This window comes from Brevibacterium samyangense, assembly GCF_039529845.1.
GTDB classification, from domain to species: domain Bacteria; phylum Actinomycetota; class Actinomycetes; order Actinomycetales; family Brevibacteriaceae; genus Brevibacterium; species Brevibacterium samyangense.
Map to the genome: position 1 here is coordinate 112,473 of NZ_BAAANO010000012.1, position 18,500 is coordinate 130,972.

Genomic DNA, 18,500 nt, shown 5'->3' on the forward strand with positions numbered 1-18,500 from the left:
TCGTCGACCGCAGATCCGCCGGCGTCACGGCACGGACGTCGAGTCGGATGTCGATCCGGTCGAGCACCGGCCCCGACAGCCGGTTCCGGTACCGCCGCTGTTCGAGCGGAGTGCACCGACACTGTTTCCCGGGCCCGTCCCCGCCACCGCAGGGACAGGGGTTCGCCGCGAGGACGAGCTGGAACCGGGCGGGGAGCACGACCGAGCCCCACGCCCGGTGGATGTCGCATCTGCCGTTCTCGAGCGGCTGGCGCATCGCCTCGAGGACATCACGGTGGAACTCGGGGGCCTCGTCCATGAAGAGCACCCCGCGGTGCGCGCGGGAGAACACGCCGATGGCCCCCGGGCGGGAACCACCCACCATCGCGGACGCGCTCGCTCGGTGGTGGGGCGCCTCGAACGGCGGAACACGGTCGAGTCCGGTCCCCGGCTCGATGCTCCCGTCGAGGGACCGCAGCGCCATCACCTCGCACGCCTCTTCCTCGCTCAGCGGAGGCAGGAGCCCCGGCAGGCAACCGGCGAGCAGCGTCTTCCCCGCTCCCGGAGTCCCGATCATGACGAGATGGTGTCCTCCGGCGGCGGCGACCTCGAGGGCACGCCGAGCGTCCTCCTGTCCGCGCACCGTCGCCAGGTCGTTCACCGGTTGCCGCTGCGTGCGCGTGCTCGCGGGCGCCGGGACCGGAGGCAGGTCGGGGACCGGGAGTTCGTTCCCGCCGAGCGCATTCACGACCTCCGCGAGGTTGCCCGCCGCGAGCACGTGCGCACCCTCGACGAGCGTCGCCTCCGGGCCGTTCGCGTGCGGCACCACGAACCGTTCCGTCCCCTGTCCGAGGCCGGAGAGAACCGCGGGCAGGACGCCCCGGACGGGGTGGAGTCGCCCGTCGAGTCCGAGTTCGGCGATCGCGACGATCCCCGACAGCCCTGCCGGTGGCACGTGCCCCTCGGCGGCGAGGATCGCGAGGGCGATCCCGAGGTCGAAGCCGGTCCCGACCTTGCGGACCGAGCCCGGGGAGAGGTTCACGGTGATCCTCTGGGGCGAGAGGGTGATGCCGAGGTTCGAGATCGCCGCGCGGATCCGCTTGCGCGATTCGTTCACCGAGGTGTCGGGAAGTCCCACGATGTCGATACCGGGCAGTCCCTCGTTCACACTCGCCTCGATGACGACGGGCGTCCCGTGGAGACCGTCGGTCGTCATGGCGGTCGTCCGTCCGAAACGTGTCCTCATCCCACGTTCCTCACATGTGTGAGTTTCGGGCGACCGCCGTTCCACAGGATGCCGATCGCGTCGATGCGCACATGCGCGAAGTACGGCAGGTCGAGATCCTCACGGCACTGGACGAGGAACGTGAGGGCGAGACGCCTGAGGTTCTCGACCTTCTTCACCGTGATCGACTCGAGGGGGTGGCCTGCGCGGGTCGTCCCCCGGGTCTTCACCTCGACGACGACGAGCGTGTCCCCGTCGATCGCGACGAGGTCGACCTCCCCGGCCCGGCACCGCCAGTTGCGTGCGAGCACCCGCCAGCCGAGTACGCGGTCGATGTGGTCGGCGGCGAAGTCCTCGCCCTTGCGTCCGAGTGTGAGAGCGGCATTCTGCATGCCTGGGAGTCTTCGCCGGGATCACCGGTGTTCACCACCGACACCGGACCCTGTGGATGCGGGACGGGCCGTGCACAATGACGGGACCGCAGGTGGGGGCGCCGGTGCCGCGACTGTGACCGCAGAATCGTCCCGCCTGTGACCTCCGGATCTCGGCGTGCAGAATTCGTCCGGCGGAACTCCGCCCGCGGAACTCGGCCCGCTCAGCGCAGGTGCGACGGGGGTTCGAGGTCGCTCTTCGCGATCTCCTCGATGTTCACGTCCTTGAAGGTGAGGACGTTCACGTGTTTCACGAAGCGAGCGGTCCGGTAGGTGTCCCACACCCAGGCGTCACGGAGGGTGAGCTCGAAGTACACATCCGACCCGTCCCGGTGCGCCTTGAGATCCACGGAGTTCGCGAGGTAGAAGCGCCGTTCCGTCTCCACCACGTACGTGAAGAGACCGACGACGTCGCGGTACTCCCGGTACAGCTGCAGTTCGAGATCAGCTTCGTAGTTCTCCAGGTCCTCGGCACTCATGGGGGTCATCCTAGACCTGCTGGCCGGGCCCGGAACCCAGCCTCCGCTCAGTGCCGGAACGAGCGTCGGTGATGCACCGTGAGGCCCAGTTCGGCGACGGCTGCCTTGTGCACCGGGGCGGGGTATCCCGCATTGCGTTCCCACCCGTATCCGGGGTGTTCCTCCGCGAGGCGGCACATGAGTGCGTCCCGGTCGACCTTCGCCAGGAGGCTCGCCGCCGCGATGGTGACGTGAGTACCGTCACCCTTGACGAACGTCCGGACCTCCGGGACGGCGACCTCGGCCGCGTCCCCGAACACCGAGAGGCAGTCGAGCGTGAGCGGGAGGGACAACCAGTCGAAGGACCCGTCGAGGAGCACGAGGTCGGCCGGCGGAAGCTCCGCGAGCGCGCGACGTCCCGCCAGGCACAGCGCGAGACTCATCCCGAGTGCATCGATCTCCGCGGGCGAGGCGTAGGTGACCGCGTGCGCCGGTTGCCACTGCGCCACGGTCCGGGCGAGTTCCGGGCGCCGGGCGGCACTGATCCGTTTCGAGTCGTCGATCCCCTGCGGAACCGACCCGGCGAGCATCTCGTCGAGGTCGAACCACACCGCGCCGACGCCGACGGGCCCGGCGGTGCATCCGCGCCCGACCTCGTCGATCCCGATCACCGAGCGGATGCCGGCCTCGCGCAGCGAGGTCTCGAGACCGAGGTCCGTGAGCCCCGGACGCGGAGTCCTCCCCCGCCGCGGCGCCTCGGCCGTGGTGGTGTCCGTGCGTTCCGTGCTCATGCCGAATCCGGAACGACGCCGAACACGTCCTCGGGAGTGCCGGTCCAGCGGAAGTGGTCGAGGGGCCAGTTGATGAGGAACACCGTGCCGACGATGTTCTCCTCCGGGATGTAGGGACCGCCGGAGGACTCCATGTTGTACCGGGAGTCGAGCGAATTGCCGCGGTTGTCCCCCATGACCCAGTAGTGCCCTGCAGGGACGGTGACCTCGAACGGGACCGTGGAGGGAGCCACGCCGGGATCGAGGTACGTCTCCTCGATGGGCTGACCGTTCACGAGGATGCGGCCCTGGTCGTCGCAGCAGGACACGGTGTCGCCGCCGACCCCGATGACGCGCTTGATGAGCTGGGACCCGGCGTTGGACGGCACGAATCCGAGGAACTCGAGAACGGGATTGGGTTCGTACGCGGCGACGAGCGAGGGATCGAGCCACCCGCCCGGGTCGTCGAAGACGACGATGTCTCCGCGTTCGACCTCGGGCACCGGCAGCTGCTTCACGAGGATCCGGTCGCCGATCGCGAGCGTGGTCTCCATCGAGGACGAGGGGATGTAGAAGGACCGCATGACGAACGACCGGACGAGCGTCGAGAGTACGAGCGCGATCACGAGGATGATCGCGACCTCCCGCAGGAACTTCAGCACCGGGTGGGTGGTCTGTGCGGGTCGACCGGCGCCGCCGGCAAGGTTCTCATCGGTCACGACGGCCGAGTCTACCGGCGATCGAGGGAGGAGCCCTCAGCGATCGAGGGAGGAGCCCTCAGCGGCCCAGGGAGGAGCCCTCAGCGGCCCAGGGAGGAGCCCTCAGCGATCCAGGGAAGAGCCCTCACCGATGACGGTCCCCATGATCCGTTCGGTGCGGATCATGCCGCCGCCGGGCGCACCGAGGAGCGAGCGGGAATCCGCGGAATCGGGCCGGTTGTCACCCATGAGCCAGACGCGGCCGTCCGGGACCTCGACGGAGAACGCGAGTTCCGAGGCGCGCGCTCCCTCGATGACATAGGGCTCGTCGAGGGGCTTCCCGTTGAGGAGGAGTCTGCCCGAGGCGTCGCAGCACTCGAGTGTGTCGCCGGCGACGGCCACGACCCGTTTGACGTAGAAGACGTCGCGGGGCCCGATCCCGAACCAGCTCCCGAGGATCTCCATGTCGTTCGGTTGGACGGTGGGGAGGAAGGATCCGCGTCCGTCGACGACGACGACGTCACCGCGGTCGATCGAGCCGGTGAGTGCGTCGGGACGCCACACCGTCACGACGTCACCGACGTGGAGGGCCGGCTCCATCGAGGAGGACGGGATGCGGTAGTTCTGGATGGCGAGGGCGCGGATCGCGGCCGCGAGGACGAGGGCGAGCACGAGGACGAGACCCAGTGCTCGCAGCGCACTCCGGGCCCGGGGGAAGCGGGGGTTCTTCGTCATGATTCGGGAAGCACGAAGGCGTGGCCCGCCGGGCCACGCCTTCGACTGCATCGGGACCGAAGTCCGTCGCTCAGCGCTTCTCGCGGATGCGAGCAGCCTTTCCCCGCAGGTTGCGCAGGTAGTAGAGCTTCGCACGGCGGACGTCACCGCGGGTGAGGACCTCGATCTTCTCGAGAACCGGGGAGTGGACGGGGAACGTACGCTCCACACCCACACCGAAGCTCACCTTGCGGACGGTGAAGGTCTCGCGGACGCCCTCGCCGTGACGGCGGATGACGATGCCCTTGAAGACCTGCACGCGGGAGCGGTTGCCCTCGATGACGTTGACGTGGACGTTGAGGGTGTCGCCGGGGCGGAACTCCGGAACGTCCGAACGCATCGACTTCTGGTCGATCACATCAAGCTTCTGCATTGTGTTTCTCCATGTCACCACGCCTCGGGTCGTTGTGGCATTGATCAGGCCGGTCTGTGCCGGTCGGATGGATTCGTCCGTCCGGAGCGAGCCGGGCCGGCAGGACGCACGAGGCGCCTGTCGGGTGGATCGCTCCGCGTCGACCGTCTTCCCCCCGAGGCAGGATCGGGCCAACGAACGCAAGGAACGAGTTTACGCGCCCGAGGCGCTGCTCCCCAAATCCGGTGCGTCGCCGCCGGCGGACGGCACCGCCTCGTGGTCCGCCGCCTCGAGTTCCGCCTCCTCGAGGGAGGCGAGGAATGCCCGGTCCTTCTTGTCGAGCGCCTCGGCGGGCAGTGCCTCGAGCATCTCCGGGCGGACGGCCCGGGTGCGTTCGAGTCGCCGGTCCCGCCGCCACCGGGCGATCGCCCCGTGATTGCCGCTCAGGAGGATCTCCGGGACGTCGTGCCCGCGCCAGGAAGCCGGTTTCGTGTAGACCGGGTACTCGAGGAGACCGTCCTCGTGGCTCTCCTCGGTGAGGGACTCCGGGTTGCCGATCGTGCCGGGGATGAGTCGGGCGATCGCCTCGATCATCACCATCGCGGCGACCTCTCCCCCGTTGAGCACGTAGTCACCGATGGAGACGAACCGCACATCGGCGTGCTCGGCGCTCCATTCGGACACCCGATGGTCGATTCCCTCGTACCGACCGCAGGCCACGACGAGGTGTTGCGCGGTCGCGAGTTCCCGTGCCATCGCCTGGGTGAAGACCTCACCGGCGGGGCTCGGCACGAGCAGGACCGGACGCGCGTCGGTGGACGTCGATTCCGCGAAGACGGATTCGAGGGCCTCGGCCCAGGGTTCGGGTTTCATCACCATGCCGGCACCACCGCCGTACGGGGTGTCGTCGACGGTGCGGTGGCGGTCGTGCGTGAACTCCCGGAGGTCGTGCACGGCGACGGACAGGATGCCGGCGTCCATCGCCTTGCCGATGAGCGAGAGCTTCAGGGGTGCGAGGTACTCGGGGAAGATCGAGAAGACGTCGATCCGCATCAGAGCGCGTTCTCCTCGTCGAGGAGACCGGCGGGCGGATCGAGCACGACACGACCGGCCTCGACGTCGACCTCGGGGACGATCTCCGTGACGAAGGGGACGAGTACCTCGGCACCGGAGAGCAGTTTCACGGTGAGGAGGTCCTGAGCGGGTCCGGTCACGAGGTCGGCGACCTCTCCGACCCGTTCGTCAGCGACGAACACCGAGGCGCCCACGAGGTCCTCGACGTACCACGCGTCCTCGTCCTCCTCCGTGGTGTCCGCGTCGTCGACGGTGAGCAGAGTGTTGCGGATCTCCTCGGCACGGTTGCGGTCGGGGACCTCCTCGAAGGTGAGGAGCAACCGGCCGTTGTGCACCCGAACGCGGGCGAGGGTGAGGTCACCGATGTCGGGGTCCGTGCCGAACCGCGCCCCGACGACGAAACGCTCGTCCGGGTCGTCCGTCCGGACCTCCACCGTGACCTCGCCACGGATCCCGTGCGGCCTGCCCAGCCGCGCCACCACAGTGCTCACGCATGTCTCCTGGATTCGAGAGTTGAGTTCGGAAGTGAGAGTCCATTATCGCCCGGCGGTCGGGAGACCGCCGGACATGCAGAAGGGCTCCGCCACCTCGCGGTGACGGAGCCCTCTGACCGGGTGCGCGCTCAGGCCTCGACGAGATCCACGCGGACGTGGTCCCGACCGGACAGAGCATTCACCACGGTCCGCAACGCCTGGGCCGTACGACCCGAACGGCCGATCACGCGACCCAGGTCCTCCGGGTTCACGCGGACCTCGAGCGTGGTTCCGCGATGGGAACCCCGGGAGGTGACGGTGACGTCGTCCGGGTTGTCGACGACTCCCCGGACGAGGTGTTCGAGCGTGCGGGCCAGCATTGTCAGGCCTGTTCCTCTTCGGCCGGAGCCTCAGCAGCCTCTGCGGCCGGAGCGTCTCCACCCTTGGGGGTGATGGCTTCCTTGATGACGGAACCTGCTGCGGGAGCGACGAACTCCGGCTTGGGCTCCTTCACCTTGACGGTGTTGACGGCTTCGCCCTCACCGGTGAACTTCTGCCAGTCGCCGGTGAGCTTGAGCAGCACCTTGACCTGGTCGGTCGGCTGTGCGCCCACGCCGAGCCAGTACTGCGCACGCTCGGAGTCGATCTCGATGAGCGAGGGGTTCTCGGTCGGGTGGTACTTGCCGATCTCTTCGATCGCACGGCCGTCGCGACGGGTGCGCGAGTCGGCGACGACGACGCGGTAGAACGGCTGGCGGATCTTACCCATACGGGTGAGGCGGATCTTGACTGCCACGGTAGTGGTGTCTCCTTCATGGAAATAGGTCGGGTTCCGGTTCGGGCTCGTGGGGTTGAACCCTGGAACGAATCCCGTGACTGGGCCGCATCCCGGGAGAGAGGGTCCGGGGACGGTCGAGTACAAACGTCCATTCTGCCAGAGCAGGGACGCTCGGGGAAATCACGGGACGACCACGGAGCGTGAGGAACCGCACACGGGCCGGGGTCCCCGTGCCGGTCAGCGACCGAACAGTCCTCCGAAGCCCTTCGGGAGGTTGTCGAGGTCGAGTCCCTTGTCGTCACCGAGGTCGAGACCGCCGAATGCGGATCCGCTCGGGTCCTTCGGCAGCTTGCCCTCGCGCTTGAGCTGCGCCTGACGCTCCAGTTCCGCCTGCTTCGCGGGGTTGCCGGACTTCGGCTTCTTCTTGCCGCCGGCCTTGCCCTTGGCCTTCTTCTTCCCGCCGGGGGCGCCGGGCATCTGCGGCATCCCGGGCATCGCAGGACCGCGACCACCGGGCATACCCGGCATGCCGCCGCCCTTGCGCATCTGACGCATCATCTTCTGTGCCTGGGCGAACCGCTCCATGAGCGCGTTCACCTGCTGCACGGTGGTTCCCGAACCACGGGCGATGCGGGCCCGGCGGGACCCGTTGAGGACGCGCGGGTTCTTCCGCTCGTACGGGGTCATCGAGCGCACGACCGCCTCGATGCGGTCGACCTCGCGTTCGTCGAACGCCTCGAGCTGGTCCTTGTACTGCGACATGCCGGGCATCATGCCGAGCATCTTCTTGAGCGATCCCATCTTCTTGATGGCGGCCATCTGGGTGAGGAAGTCGTCGAGATCGAAGTCCTCGCCGGACTCGACCTTCTTCGCGAGCTTCTCGGTCTCCTTCTTGTCGAAGGTCTTCTCGGCCTGTTCGATGAGCGTGAGGATGTCGCCCATGTCGAGGATCCGGTCGGCCATCCGGTCCGGGTGGAACTGCTCGAAGTCCTTCAGCCCCTCGCCCGTCGAGGCGAACATGATGGGCTTGCCGGTGACCTCCGCGACCGAGAGCGCGGCACCACCACGGGAATCGCCGTCGAGCTTCGAGAGCACGACACCGGTGAAGTCGACGCCCTCGTGGAACGCCTGGGCGGTCGCGACGGCGTCCTGACCGATCATCGCGTCGATGACGAAGAGGACCTCGTCGGGGTTCACGGCGGCGCGGATGTCCGCGGCCTGCTGCATGAGTTCGGCATCGATACCGAGGCGGCCGGCGGTGTCGACGACGACGACGTCGTACAGCTTCGTGCGAGCGACCTCGATCGAGTCCTTCGCGACCTGCACGGGGTCACCCACGCCGTTGCCGGGTTCCGGCGCGTACACGAACGCACCGGCCCGCTCACCGACGACCTGGAGCTGGTTCACCGCATTGGGGCGCTGGAGGTCGGCGGCGACGAGCATCGGGCGGTGGCCCTCGGACTTGAGCCAGTGCGCGAGCTTGCCGGCGAGCGTCGTCTTACCGGCGCCCTGGAGGCCGGCGAGCATGATGACCGTCGGCGGACGCTTCGCGAACTGGATGCGCCGGGTCTGCCCACCGAGGATGCCGACGAGTTCGTCGTTGACGATCTTGACGACCTGCTGGCCCGGATTGAGCGCACCCGAGACCTCCTCGGACAGCGCGCGCTCGCGCACGCGGCCGGTGAAGGCCCGCACGACCGGGAGGGCGACGTCGGCGTCGAGGAGCGCGCGACGGATCTCGCGGATCGTCTGGTCGACATCGGCTTCCGACAGACGCCCCTTGCCCCGAAGGTTCTTGAAGGTCGTCGTCAGCCGGTCGGAGAGTGAATTGAACACTGGTGATTGCAGCTTTCGTCCACGGGTCAGGAAGTCAACAACCCAGGGTATCAATTCCGGGCCGCCGGCCGGACCACTCCCGAGGCGCCCCACCGGTCCCGGCACGAGGTGCGGGCCGTGCACACGGCGCGCAGCGCCCCGAGCACGCGAGAACCCCCGCCACCGGCGCGCAGCGCCGAGGACGGGGGTTCGTCGGGAACGTGAGGCCGGAACCTCGCGAGGAGTGTGCTCAGAGTGCGGATTCACCCTCGGCACGATCGGAGACACGGATGACCTGATCGACCGAGGTGACCCAGATCTTGCCGTCACCGGGGTTGCCCGTCGAGGCCTTGTCGAGGAGCACCTCGAGGATCCGGAGCGATTCGAGGTCGCTCGTGAGGATCTCGATGCGGAGTTTCTGCACGAGGTCCTCGGTGTAGGAGGCGCCACGGTAGAACTGCTTGTGGCCCTTCTGCCGTCCGTACCCCGAGGCCTGGGAGACGGTGAGTCCCTGGACTCCGAACTCCTCGAGGCCGGCACGCAGGTCCGCGAGCTTCTCGGGGCGGATGATGGCGGTGATGAGCTTCATCAGACGGTCTCGCTTTCGGGGATCGGACGGTGGGCTGCCGGGGACGAGGGGTGCGGGCGGAAGGTGCCGCCGGTACCGAGGCCGCCGAACTCGTAGCCGGTCTCGGCGTGTTCGGTGAGGTCGATACCGGTGACCTCGTCGTCCTCCTTGACCCGCAGACCGATGGTCTTGTGGACGAGGATGCCGAGCACGAAGGTGATGACACCGGCCCAGACGATCGCGAAGATCGCAGCGACGACCTGGGCGACGAGCTGCCCGACACCGCCACCGTAGAACAGACCACCCTCCGTCGCGAGGAAGCCGATGAGAACGGTGCCGATGAGACCGGACACGAGGTGGACGCCGACGACGTCGAGGGAGTCGTCGTAGCCGAACTTGAACTTGAGCCCGACAGCGAGGGCGGAGCCGACACCGCAGAGGATGCCGATGACGATCGCGCCGATCGGGGACACCGAGGCACAGGCCGGGGTGATGCCGACGAGGCCGGCGACGATACCGGAGGCGCCACCGAGGGAGGTGGGCTTGCCGTCCCGGATCCACTCGGTGATGATCCAGCCGAGGAAGGCAGCGGCGGGAGCGGCGAGGGTGTTGACCCAGATGAGACCGGCCTCGCCCGGATCGGTGGCGGCGCCACCGTTGAAGCCGAACCAGCCGAACCAGAGGATCGCGGCACCGAGCATGACGAACGGGATGTTGTGGGGACGCTGGGCGGGATCCTTGCCGAAGCCCTTGCGCTTGCCGATGATGAGCGCGAGCACGAGGGCCGCGATACCGGCATTGATGTGGACGACCGTGCCGCCGGCGTAGTCGATCGCCTCACCGAAGGTCTGGCCGATGAAGCCGTCGGCGGAGAGCAGGCCGCCGCCCCACACCATGTAGTCGAGGGTGCAGTAGGAGAAGGTCACCCAGAGTGTGATGAACACGAGCCACCCGGAGAACTTCGCGCGGTCGGCGATGGCGCCGGCGATGAGGGCGACGGTGATGATCGCGAAGGTCGCTCCGAAACCGACACCGATGAGACCCGGAAGTGCTTCCGGATCACCCGTGTAGGAGGTGAGCCCGAGGTCCGCGAAGGGGTTGCCGGTCACCTGCAGCGAGGTCGTCATATCGGACATCGACGAGCCCCAGAGGACCCAGACGACACCGGCGACGGCGATGGACGAGAAGACCATCATCATCATGTTGAGCACGGACTTCGCGCGGGTCATACCGCCGTAGAAGAACGCCACTCCGGGCGTCATGAGGAGGACGAGTGCTGCGCACACCATCGTCCACACATCAGTAGTACTGAGGACTACGTCATCCATGTGTTTCCAGCCGTTCCGTTCCTTGGACGACCCCGGGCTCTCCGCGGTCGACGCGAGGATCACTCCTCGCTTCTGGAGCCAGTCTGGACGGGCGGTGTTACTCGGTTTCGCGGAGAACGTTGCTGCCGTGTAACGCGCCTCACGTCGGTGTAAACGCTGCGTTACACACGACTGCGCGGCGGCTGCGGATCACCCGGAAAAAGCGTGATCGAGGTGGAACGGTGACGGAGGAGGCGGCGGCGACCGCCCCGCGGGACGGTCCGGGAACGCCGTGCGTCAGGCGTCGAGCAGGGCGTCGACGAAGCCCTCCGCGGTGAACGGTGCGAGGTCGTCCGCCCCCTCGCCGAGTCCGATGAGCTTGACCGGCACGCCGAGCTCGCGCTGGACGGCGACGACGATGCCGCCCTTGGCGGTGCCGTCGAGCTTGGTGAGGACGATGCCGGAGATGTCGACCGCCTCGGCGAAGACCTTCGCCTGCTGCATGCCGTTCTGCCCGGTCGTCGCATCGAGGACGAGGAGCACCTCGTCGATCCCGTGGCCCTCGGACAGCGGCCGGGAGGCGACACGCTTGACCTTGCCGAGCTCGTCCATGAGGCCCTTCTTGTTCTGCAGACGCCCGGCGGTGTCGACGAGGACGACGTCCGTGCCCTCGGTCCGCCCGCGTTCGACCGCGGAGAACGCGACCGAGGCGGGGTCGCCGCCCTCGGGGCCGCGCACCGTCTCCACGCCCACCCGGTCGCCCCAGGTGGTGAGCTGGTCGGCCGCCGCAGCGCGGAACGTGTCCGCCGCGCCGAGCAGCACGCTGCGGCCCTCGGCGACGAGGACACGCGCGATCTTGCCGACGGTCGTCGTCTTGCCGGCACCGTTGACCCCGACGACGAGGACGACGGCGGGGTCCTCCCCCTCCCGGTACACCTTGAGTTCACGGTCCATCGTCGGGTCGACGACACGGACGAGTTCCTCGCGCAGAAGTGCCTTGATGGTCTCCGGATCGCGTGTGCCGATGACCCGGACCCGTTCGCGCAGCGCGTCGACGAGTTCGGTCGTCGTGTCCACACCGAGGTCCGCGAGGATGAGCGTGTCCTCGATCTCCTCCCACGTCCCCTCGTCGAGGGTGTCGCTCGAGAGGAGGGTGAGCAGACCGCGCCCGAGCGCGTTGTTCGAGCGGGCGAGGCGCGCCCGGAGCTTCGCGAGGCGCGAGCGCGGTTCGGTGGGCACCTCGAGTTCCCGGGCAGGCGCCTCGGGTTCGGCCTCCGGCGCGTGGATCTCCTCCTCGGCCGGGAGGACTCCCGTCCCGGCCGGCTCCTCCGGCAGCGGCTTCCGTGGCTTCTTCGGGGCGAGCAGGAAGATCCCGGCGATGACGAGGACGAGCAGAACGGCGCCGCCGATGATGTATGCGCCGAAATCGGTGAGGAGTTCCACGGTTCCCTCCAGGGAAGTGAGGCGGACGGTGTGCGGGCTGCGGGCTCCGGTGTCCGGTCGACCGGCTCGCCGGCGTGGCGGCCACAACCGGACCGCCGAGGCGATCAGCCGAAGAGCAGGGTGAGTGCGGTGCGGAACCCGGTGCCCGTACCGGGCACCTTCCAGTGGCGGGTCCGGGGCCGGAAGGTGAGGAGGGCCGGGGCCGCGTGGCGCCTCGGCTGGGGGCGCAGGACGTAGGAGTGCTCCTGCATCGCGGTGACGGCGGCCTGTTCGCGGGTCGCGAGGTGCGAGGTCCCGTCGTCGTGGCCGAAGAACCCGTGCACCTCGTTCGCATGGCCCGTCCATTCGGGCGGAAGGCGGAACAACTGGAGCTCTCCGGGGATGTTGCGGCCCTCGGCGCGCAGTCCCGGCAGGGCGACCGCGAGGACGATCGCGATCGCGATCGCCACGGTGACGGCGAGCCCGATCCCCACGACCACCATGACACCTAGATCCATGGAGACCTCGGTCCGGTGGTCTGTACGGGCACGTCGGGCAACTCCTTCGGGGATTCGGGTGCCACGTCCTGCGGTGACACATCGTGTGACCGGATGCGCACAGCGGCTCCGGCCCCGTTCATCCTATAGTCCGGTACGCCGCGGACGGGCCCGGAATCGCCTCATGTGCCGGAACCGACACGGTGAATTCGCTGGGAGATCACTGCAGACACTCCGTCGCCACCCATCGCCACACCGTAGAGGGCGTCCGCGATCTCCATCGTGCGCTTCTGATGCGTGATGACGATGAGCTGCGAGGTCTCCTGGAGCTCGCGGAACACCGTGAGGAGACGGGACAGGTTGAGGTCGTCGAGCGCGGCCTCGACCTCGTCCATGACGTAGAAGGGACTGGGCCGGGCCTTGAAGATCGCCACGAGGAGCGCGATCGCCACGAGAGAGCGTTCGCCTCCCGAGAGCAGGGAGAGTCGTTTGACCCGTTTGCCCGCCGGCCGGGCGTGGACGTCGACGCCGGTCGTGAGCATGTCCTCCGGGTCCGTGAGGGTGAGGCGTCCCTCCCCGCCGGGGAACAACCGGGAGAAGATGTGTTCGAACTCCCGGGCGGTGTCCGCGAAGGCCTCCTCGAACACCTGTTTCACGTGGGAGTCGACCTCCTTCACGAGGCCCCGCAGGTCCTTGCGGCTCGTCTCGATGTCGTCGATCTGCTGGTGGAGGAAGTCGTGGCGCTCCCGCAGGGCCGTGTACTCCTCGAGCGCCAGAGGGTTCACGGTGCCGATCGCCTTGAGGGCGCGTTCCGCCTTCGCCTTCGCCTTCTCGACCTCGGCGCGGACGTACGGCCGGGTGGGAGGAGCCTGTCGGTCGGTGGATGCGGTGGGTTCGTCGCCCGCGCTCGCCACGGACGCCCCGTCACCATCGTCCTCGGGTGCGTTGCCGTCGTCGCCCTCCGATTCCGTCGCCGCACCCTCCGCGTCGTACTCCGGGACCTCGAGGTGGGGACCGAACTGCTCGACGAGGTGCTCGAGGGAGAGCCCGACCTCGCCTCGGGCCCGGCGTTCGAGTTCCTCGAGCCGCAGGACGTGCCGTTCACGGGCGAGCCGGGCCTCGTGTTCGGCGTTCGTGAGAGCACCGAGCGCGTCGGCGTGTTCGGCTCGTTCGCTCCGCACCCGCCCGAGTTCCTCCTCAAGGACGGCGCGCCGTTCACGCAGACCGGTGAGTGATTCCTCCGCCCGGGCCTCGAGGACGCCGAGGTGCGTCGCGAGTCCGGACGCGATCTCGGCGATGTGCTCGGCGGCCGCCGCCTGCTTCCGGCGCCGGGCCGCGATCCGGGCCGCCCGCGCACGTGCCTGTTCCTCCTGTTCCGCCTGCCGGCGGAGCGAGGCGATGCGGTCCTGGAGGAAGGTCACCCGGTCCTCCGCGCCACGGTGTGCGATCCGGAGTTCGACGAGTTCGTCGGAGAGTGTGCGGACCCGGGCGGCGAGTGCGTCACGGGCATGTGTGTCCGGCTCGGTGTCGACCTCGTCGGTGTTCGAGCGCAGAGCGGCTTCCGCGCGGTCGAGCGCCCGCGCGGCCTCCTCGCGTTCCGCCCGGATGCGGGTGCGGCGCGCGGCGATGTCCGCGAGCTGTTCCTCGATCCGGCGGACGGCCTCTGCCGCACGGGAGAGTTCCTCCCCGGCGGCGAGGATGCGGGAGTCGGATTCGTGGAGTGCGGTGAGGGCGCGATCGACCTCGGCGCGGGCGGCTTCGAGCGCGGGGCGACCTTCTTCCCGCTGGCGGAGGAGCTCCGCGTGTTCCCGCTCGAGTTCGACGATGTGGGCCTCGGTGCGGGCGAGGGCAGCGCGGCTCTCGATGCGGCCGGCCTCCGCGGAGTCCCCGCGGGACACGCGGGACGCGGAGAGGATCTCACCGGCGGCGGTGACCGCGATGAGACCGGGTTCGTCCGTGACGAGCCGGGCACCGGCGGCGACGTCCTCGACCGTGCGGACGTCTGCGAACACCCGGTCGAGCAGTTCCGTGAGGCCCGGATCCGGGCTCGTGACGAGGTCCCCGAGGCGGGCGCCCGCGCGGAATCCTCCGTCGACGGTGGTCGCGACCGCCTCGTCCGCGGTGCCCTCCGGCGAGGCGGGACCTGCTGCAGCGTCCCGCGGTTCCGATGCGGCGCCTCGGGTGGGGGTGGCGCCACCGGCCACCGCGAGGTCGACTGCGGTGTCCGCGGGGAGCGCGGCGAGGACGGCGGCGGCGGCATCCACGTCGTCGACGAGCACGGCCGAGGCGAGCGCACCGAGCGCGCTCGTCACCGCGACCTCGTGGCCGGGGACGATGTCGAGGAGATCGCCGACGGCGGCGCGCACACCCCGGTGGCCGGCGGCAAGGAGGTCCTCGGTCGCGGCGGCGAGACGGGTGCCGACCCGGAGTGCCTCCACCCGTGCGCGGGCGCGGTCGAGCTCCCGGGAGTGCTCCGTGAGGGAGCCGGCGAGCACCTCGTCCTTCTCCTCGAGCGCTGTGAGGGCGGCGAGCGCGGACTCGTGGGCGGCATCGAGTGCGGTCTCCCCGGACTCGACCTCGGCGGCGGCGGCCTGTGCGGCCTCGAGGTCGGTGCGGGCGGCGGTGAGCTGCTCGCCGAGCGCGGTTTCCCGGGTGTCGAGGGACGCGAGGGCGTCGGCGGCGTCCTGGAGCGTCTTCGCCGCGACCTCCCGCGCGCTCGCGAGGCCGGCGCGTTCCTTGAGCCGGGCGGCGATCGCGATCCGTGCCGCCTTGAGTGCGTTCTCCTCGGCCTCGAGCTCGGCCGCCAGTGCGGTGCGCGACTCCTGGGCCTCCGCGAGCCGTTTCCCGGACTCCTCGAGAGCGGTGCGGGCGGCTGCAAGGTCCTTCTCGAAGGAGTCGGCGCGGGAGCGGAGGGTCTCGGGGGCGTCCTTGCCGGTCGTCTCCGGGTGCACGGTGCGCAGGTGGGTGACGCGGTCGGAGGCGCGGCGCGAGAGCGCCGCGGCCCCGGCGGCTCGGGTCCCGGCGAGCCGGAGGTGCTGCTGGAGTTCCTCGGTGCGGGCGCCCTGGGCGTGGAGTTCCTGTTCGATCCCGGAGATGCGCGTGTCGATCTCCGCGATCCGCGCTTCGAGGGAACGCCGTCGTTGGCCGCCGTCGACGGGCCCGCTCGCGGCCTCAAGACGTGCCTGGACCCGGACGACGTCGTCGGCGAGGAGCCGGGCGGAGGCGTCACGGACGGTGGCCTGGACGACCGCGGCCCGCCGTGCGGCCTTCGCCTGGCGGGAGAGCGGGCCGAGCTGCCGGGAGAGTTCGGTGCGCAGGTCGTTCAGCCGATCGAGGTTCGTCTGGAGCCCGTCGAGCTTCCGCAGCGCCTTGTCCTTGCGGCGGCGATGCTTGAGGACGCCGGCGGCCTCCTCGATGAACCCGCGACGTTCGAGGGGGTCGGCCTGGAGGATCTGATCGAGGCGCCCCTGCCCCACGATCACGTGCATCTCCTTGCCGAGGCCGGAGTCGTTGAGGAGTTCCTGGATGTCGAGGAGGCGGGCGGGCTCGCCGTTGACGGAGTACTCGCTGCCGCCGGTGCGGAACAGGGTGCGCTTGATCGTCACCTCGGTGTAGTCGATGGGGATCGCACCGTCGGTGTTGTCGATCGTGAGGGCGACCTCCGCACGGCCGAGCGGGCCGCGCCCGGAGGTACCGGCGAAGATGACGTCGTCCATCTTCCCGCCGCGGAGGTTCTTCGCCCCCTGCTCCCCCATCACCCACGCGAGCGCGTCCACGACGTTGCTCTTCCCTGACCCGTTGGGCCCGACGACGCACGTGATCCCGGGCTCGAGGTCGAGCTTCGTCGCGGAGGCGAAGGACTTGAATCCGCGCAGGGTGAGGGATTTGAGGTACATGATCGGACAAGACTATCCGGAGGCACGGACGCGGCCGGGCAGGCCCGAGGGGCGCGACCCATGAGAGGCTGAGACTTCCGGCGGACCGCCGGTCCTCCCCGTGAAACGAGCCACACCGAGGTGCATCCACAGCAGTGTGACTCATAGTCCGTGGATTCTTCGTCGGCGTCATCGAACGCTGGTGGCATGGAACCCACCGACGACCGCCGCGCCTTCGGCGATCGTGTGCGGGAACTCCGGAGGGAGAAGGGTTTCAGCTCGCAGGAGGCATTCGCGCACCACGTGGGACTCGACCGGACATACGTCTCCGGGATCGAGACCGGGCGCCGCAATCCGACCTTCGACATCATCATGAAGCTCGCGCACGCCCTCGAGGTGCGCCCCGCCGAACTCCTCGACACCCTCGACTGAACGCGCCGGTGCCGCGTCACGCTCCGGAACTCGGAGCCGAAAGGGTGTAGCACACCGTGGCACATCGGCGTACGATCGATGTATGACGGCCCCCGCTTCGAACGAACCTCGAATCAGCCAGCGTGACCTGCGGAGCAGATCTCGTGAGATCATGGATGCCCTCGAAGCCGGAGAATCGTATGCCGTGACCCGGGACGGCCGTGTGATAGGCCACCTCGTCCCCGAACAGGGACCGCGCACATTCGTCTCTCGGTCCCTGTTCGCCGATCTCTTCTCTGCGCCCGGTCCGGATCTCGAGCTCTTTCGTCGGCACACTCGTGACCATCTGTCGGACGACGTGATCGATCCGTACGAGCGCAGTTGATATGACCGACCGCGGCCTGCTCGACACCAACATTCTCATCCTCGCGGATCGCATCGACCCCGGGCTTCTTCCGGCTCGCGCCGCCATCAGTGCCGTCACACTGGCGGAGCTGGCCGCAGGTCCCGGATTCGTGACGGGAACGTCTCCGGATGATGTCCGTGAACGGTCGCGGCGGATCGATACCTGGCAACGGGCAGAACGGGCGTTCGCCCCGCTTCCGTTCGATGACCGAGCCGCTCGGTTGTACGGGCGAATGTGCGCGCTGGTCACAGCGATCGGACGCAGGCCGCGTGCTCGAACGGCGGATCTCATGATCGCGTCGACAGCCGCCGCCGAGGGTATTCCCCTGTACACGACGAACCCCGACGACTTCCTCGGCGTCGAGGACCTCGTGGAGGTCATACCGGTGCCCCGGCCCCGGTGACACCGGGCAGTACGACCTCGCTCGGAGTACGCGTCACTTCCGCTTCGAGCGCATCGCCTTCACGACGGTGAGGGAGTCGTCGGTGACGAACGCCTCGTATTCGGGCGATCCGACCGGGACGAGCGCCACCCGTCCTTCGGCGTCGTAGTGGAAACCCCAGCCGTAGCGCTTGGCCAGCGGGGACGACCGCAGGCACGGTTGCCCCCTCGCGAAGACCGTCGGACCCTTCACCGGGACGGGTGGAACCTCCGCCGAGGCGACAGGACAGTCCTCGGCGACGGCGATGAACGTGTTCGTGTAGTTCGTCGTTCCCATGACAGGAGTGTGGGCCGCGTTCCCGCGGTGCACAAGGCCCCAACTCTGCGCCGTCGTCGGGCTCAGCCGTCACCAGCCGAGCACCGTCACGAGGCCGGTGGCCGCCGCGGCGATCACGCCGGTCCGGCTTCGTACCACCACGAGCGTCGGAGACGGGATCGCCGTGTTCGACCTCGTCGTCCGTCGAGTGAGCGCCCGGTTCCCCCGGTCCCCCGGCGCTCCGGGGTCCTCCGGCGCCCTGCCCCACGAGGACCCGCTCCTCCCTCCGCGCGACCACACCTCGGCGGATCCGTGAACCCAGGTACACCACTGCGATGACACACAGGACGTTTCCCCCGACCGGGGAGCGACGACCGACGTTCCGGCCGGCTTCGAGGACGCTGCGGCTCGTATGTCACCCTCGGACAGGTCTCTCGTGCTCGTTTCCGCACAGCTCTACGACGACGTCGCGATGACCGACATCAAGCAC

Annotated in this window: 21 protein-coding genes and 1 pseudogene; 4 read left to right on the forward strand and 18 right to left on the reverse strand. The window is 69.0% G+C overall.

The annotated features are described in order from the left end of the window. The 17 genes and pseudogenes from ABD172_RS06690 to smc all read right to left on the reverse strand — a co-directional run. Positions 1 to 1,225: pseudogene (locus ABD172_RS06690) on the reverse strand (YifB family Mg chelatase-like AAA ATPase); the annotation flags it as partial. Beyond that, the gene (locus ABD172_RS06695) at positions 1,222 to 1,596 is read right to left on the reverse strand and encodes a YraN family protein (protein ID WP_344308105.1); all 375 of its coding nucleotides are present in this window, start codon (positions 1,594 to 1,596) and stop codon (positions 1,222 to 1,224) included. The gene ABD172_RS06695 and the pseudogene ABD172_RS06690, both read right to left, overlap by 4 nt. A 203-nt stretch (positions 1,597 to 1,799) precedes the next feature. Further along, a complete protein-coding gene (locus ABD172_RS06700; protein ID WP_344308107.1) occupies positions 1,800 to 2,114 on the reverse strand; it encodes a DUF2469 domain-containing protein in 315 nt (104 codons plus the stop codon). 47 nt (positions 2,115 to 2,161) lie between these two features. Beyond that, positions 2,162 to 2,884 carry a ribonuclease HII gene (locus tag ABD172_RS06705; RefSeq protein ID WP_344308109.1) on the reverse strand — a complete coding sequence of 241 codons (723 nt, stop codon included), beginning with the start codon at positions 2,882 to 2,884 and terminating at the stop codon, positions 2,162 to 2,164. Then, the gene (gene lepB / locus ABD172_RS06710; RefSeq protein ID WP_344308111.1) at positions 2,881 to 3,582 is read right to left on the reverse strand and encodes a signal peptidase I; all 702 of its coding nucleotides are present in this window, start codon (positions 3,580 to 3,582) and stop codon (positions 2,881 to 2,883) included. The genes ABD172_RS06705 and lepB (ABD172_RS06710) overlap by 4 nt, the downstream gene beginning before the upstream one ends. A gap of 102 nt (positions 3,583 to 3,684) precedes the next feature. Further along, positions 3,685 to 4,296 (reverse strand): signal peptidase I, encoded by a 612-nt coding sequence (gene lepB / locus ABD172_RS06715; RefSeq protein ID WP_344308112.1) that lies wholly within the window; start codon positions 4,294 to 4,296, stop codon positions 3,685 to 3,687. 70 nt (positions 4,297 to 4,366) lie between these two features. After that, the gene (rplS, locus tag ABD172_RS06720; protein ID WP_344308114.1) at positions 4,367 to 4,708 is read right to left on the reverse strand and encodes a 50S ribosomal protein L19; all 342 of its coding nucleotides are present in this window, start codon (positions 4,706 to 4,708) and stop codon (positions 4,367 to 4,369) included. A gap of 192 nt (positions 4,709 to 4,900) precedes the next feature. Next, entirely contained in the window at positions 4,901 to 5,740 is an 840-nt protein-coding gene (trmD, locus tag ABD172_RS06725) for a tRNA (guanosine(37)-N1)-methyltransferase TrmD (protein WP_344308116.1), read from the reverse strand. Then, positions 5,740 to 6,252 carry a ribosome maturation factor RimM gene (rimM, locus tag ABD172_RS06730; protein WP_344308118.1) on the reverse strand — a complete coding sequence of 171 codons (513 nt, stop codon included), beginning with the start codon at positions 6,250 to 6,252 and terminating at the stop codon, positions 5,740 to 5,742. The genes trmD and rimM overlap by 1 nt, the downstream gene beginning before the upstream one ends. Positions 6,253 to 6,383: 131 nt before the next feature. After that, positions 6,384 to 6,614, reverse strand: a complete 231-nt coding sequence (locus tag ABD172_RS06735; RefSeq protein ID WP_344308120.1) for an RNA-binding protein — start codon at positions 6,612 to 6,614, stop codon at positions 6,384 to 6,386. A 2-nt stretch (positions 6,615 to 6,616) separates the two neighbouring features. Further along, the gene (gene rpsP / locus ABD172_RS06740; protein ID WP_344308122.1) at positions 6,617 to 7,030 is read right to left on the reverse strand and encodes a 30S ribosomal protein S16; all 414 of its coding nucleotides are present in this window, start codon (positions 7,028 to 7,030) and stop codon (positions 6,617 to 6,619) included. Between the two features lie 219 nt (positions 7,031 to 7,249). Continuing rightward, a complete protein-coding gene (gene ffh / locus ABD172_RS06745) occupies positions 7,250 to 8,848 on the reverse strand; it encodes a signal recognition particle protein (RefSeq protein ID WP_344308124.1) in 1,599 nt (532 codons plus the stop codon). Positions 8,849 to 9,077: 229 nt separating this feature from the next. Next, the gene (locus ABD172_RS06750) at positions 9,078 to 9,416 is read right to left on the reverse strand and encodes a P-II family nitrogen regulator (protein WP_344308126.1); all 339 of its coding nucleotides are present in this window, start codon (positions 9,414 to 9,416) and stop codon (positions 9,078 to 9,080) included. After that, the gene (locus ABD172_RS06755; RefSeq protein ID WP_344308128.1) at positions 9,416 to 10,723 is read right to left on the reverse strand and encodes an ammonium transporter; all 1,308 of its coding nucleotides are present in this window, start codon (positions 10,721 to 10,723) and stop codon (positions 9,416 to 9,418) included. Before ABD172_RS06755 ends, ABD172_RS06750 begins: the two co-directional genes overlap by 1 nt. Positions 10,724 to 10,999: 276 nt before the next feature. Continuing rightward, positions 11,000 to 12,145 (reverse strand): signal recognition particle-docking protein FtsY, encoded by a 1,146-nt coding sequence (gene ftsY / locus ABD172_RS06760; protein WP_344308130.1) that lies wholly within the window; start codon positions 12,143 to 12,145, stop codon positions 11,000 to 11,002. Positions 12,146 to 12,249: 104 nt separating this feature from the next. After that, the gene (locus ABD172_RS06765) at positions 12,250 to 12,642 is read right to left on the reverse strand and encodes a hypothetical protein (RefSeq protein WP_344308132.1); all 393 of its coding nucleotides are present in this window, start codon (positions 12,640 to 12,642) and stop codon (positions 12,250 to 12,252) included. 161 nt (positions 12,643 to 12,803) lie between these two features. Continuing rightward, on the reverse strand, positions 12,804 to 16,517 hold the full coding sequence (gene smc / locus ABD172_RS06770) for a chromosome segregation protein SMC (protein ID WP_344308133.1): 3,714 nt from the start codon (positions 16,515 to 16,517) through the stop codon (positions 12,804 to 12,806). A 186-nt stretch (positions 16,518 to 16,703) separates the two neighbouring features. Here smc and ABD172_RS06775 point away from each other — a divergent pair, with 186 nt between their 5' ends. From ABD172_RS06775 to ABD172_RS06785, 3 genes are all read left to right on the forward strand, one after another. Then, positions 16,704 to 16,928 (forward strand): helix-turn-helix domain-containing protein, encoded by a 225-nt coding sequence (locus tag ABD172_RS06775; protein WP_344308135.1) that lies wholly within the window; start codon positions 16,704 to 16,706, stop codon positions 16,926 to 16,928. Positions 16,929 to 17,010: 82 nt separating this feature from the next. Continuing rightward, positions 17,011 to 17,292, forward strand: coding sequence for a type II toxin-antitoxin system Phd/YefM family antitoxin (locus ABD172_RS06780; RefSeq protein ID WP_344308136.1), 282 nt, complete (start codon positions 17,011 to 17,013; stop codon positions 17,290 to 17,292). A gap of 1 nt (position 17,293) precedes the next feature. Beyond that, the gene (locus ABD172_RS06785; RefSeq protein WP_344308137.1) at positions 17,294 to 17,716 is read left to right on the forward strand and encodes a type II toxin-antitoxin system VapC family toxin; all 423 of its coding nucleotides are present in this window, start codon (positions 17,294 to 17,296) and stop codon (positions 17,714 to 17,716) included. Positions 17,717 to 17,749: 33 nt separating this feature from the next. Here ABD172_RS06785 and ABD172_RS06790 read toward each other — a convergent pair whose 3' ends face one another. Beyond that, positions 17,750 to 18,031: a DUF6157 family protein gene (locus tag ABD172_RS06790; RefSeq protein WP_344308138.1), complete on the reverse strand. Its 282-nt coding sequence runs from the start codon at positions 18,029 to 18,031 to the stop codon at positions 17,750 to 17,752. Here ABD172_RS06790 and ABD172_RS06795 point away from each other — a divergent pair. Beyond that, positions 18,030 to 18,326, forward strand: a complete 297-nt coding sequence (locus tag ABD172_RS06795; RefSeq protein WP_344308140.1) for a hypothetical protein — start codon at positions 18,030 to 18,032, stop codon at positions 18,324 to 18,326. The two genes, ABD172_RS06790 and ABD172_RS06795, sit on opposite strands and share 2 nt — an antisense overlap. Positions 18,327 to 18,500: the final 174 nt, after the last annotated feature.

Excerpts from the sequence above, each read along its gene's own strand:
- ABD172_RS06695 (WP_344308105.1), bottom strand. The coding sequence starts at position 1,596 with ATGCAGAATGCCGCTCTCACACTCGGACGCAAGGGCGAGGACTTCGCC.
- ABD172_RS06700 (WP_344308107.1), bottom strand. The coding sequence starts at position 2,114 with ATGAGTGCCGAGGACCTGGAGAACTACGAAGCTGATCTCGAACTGCAG.
- ABD172_RS06705 (WP_344308109.1), bottom strand. The coding sequence starts at position 2,884 with ATGAGCACGGAACGCACGGACACCACCACGGCCGAGGCGCCGCGGCGG.
- lepB (WP_344308112.1), bottom strand. The coding sequence starts at position 4,296 with ATGACGAAGAACCCCCGCTTCCCCCGGGCCCGGAGTGCGCTGCGAGCA.
- rplS (WP_344308114.1), bottom strand. The coding sequence starts at position 4,708 with ATGCAGAAGCTTGATGTGATCGACCAGAAGTCGATGCGTTCGGACGTT.
- trmD (WP_344308116.1), bottom strand. The coding sequence starts at position 5,740 with ATGCGGATCGACGTCTTCTCGATCTTCCCCGAGTACCTCGCACCCCTG.
- ABD172_RS06735 (WP_344308120.1), bottom strand. The coding sequence starts at position 6,614 with ATGCTGGCCCGCACGCTCGAACACCTCGTCCGGGGAGTCGTCGACAAC.
- ABD172_RS06750 (WP_344308126.1), bottom strand. The coding sequence starts at position 9,416 with ATGAAGCTCATCACCGCCATCATCCGCCCCGAGAAGCTCGCGGACCTG.
- ABD172_RS06755 (WP_344308128.1), bottom strand. The coding sequence starts at position 10,723 with ATGGATGACGTAGTCCTCAGTACTACTGATGTGTGGACGATGGTGTGC.
- ABD172_RS06765 (WP_344308132.1), bottom strand. The coding sequence starts at position 12,642 with ATGGATCTAGGTGTCATGGTGGTCGTGGGGATCGGGCTCGCCGTCACC.
- smc (WP_344308133.1), bottom strand. The coding sequence starts at position 16,517 with ATGTACCTCAAATCCCTCACCCTGCGCGGATTCAAGTCCTTCGCCTCC.
- ABD172_RS06775 (WP_344308135.1), top strand. The coding sequence starts at position 16,704 with ATGGAACCCACCGACGACCGCCGCGCCTTCGGCGATCGTGTGCGGGAA.
- ABD172_RS06780 (WP_344308136.1), top strand. The coding sequence starts at position 17,011 with ATGACGGCCCCCGCTTCGAACGAACCTCGAATCAGCCAGCGTGACCTG.
- ABD172_RS06785 (WP_344308137.1), top strand. The coding sequence starts at position 17,294 with ATGACCGACCGCGGCCTGCTCGACACCAACATTCTCATCCTCGCGGAT.
- ABD172_RS06795 (WP_344308140.1), top strand. The coding sequence starts at position 18,030 with ATGACAGGAGTGTGGGCCGCGTTCCCGCGGTGCACAAGGCCCCAACTC.
- ABD172_RS06790 (WP_344308138.1), bottom strand. The coding sequence starts at position 18,031 with ATGGGAACGACGAACTACACGAACACGTTCATCGCCGTCGCCGAGGAC.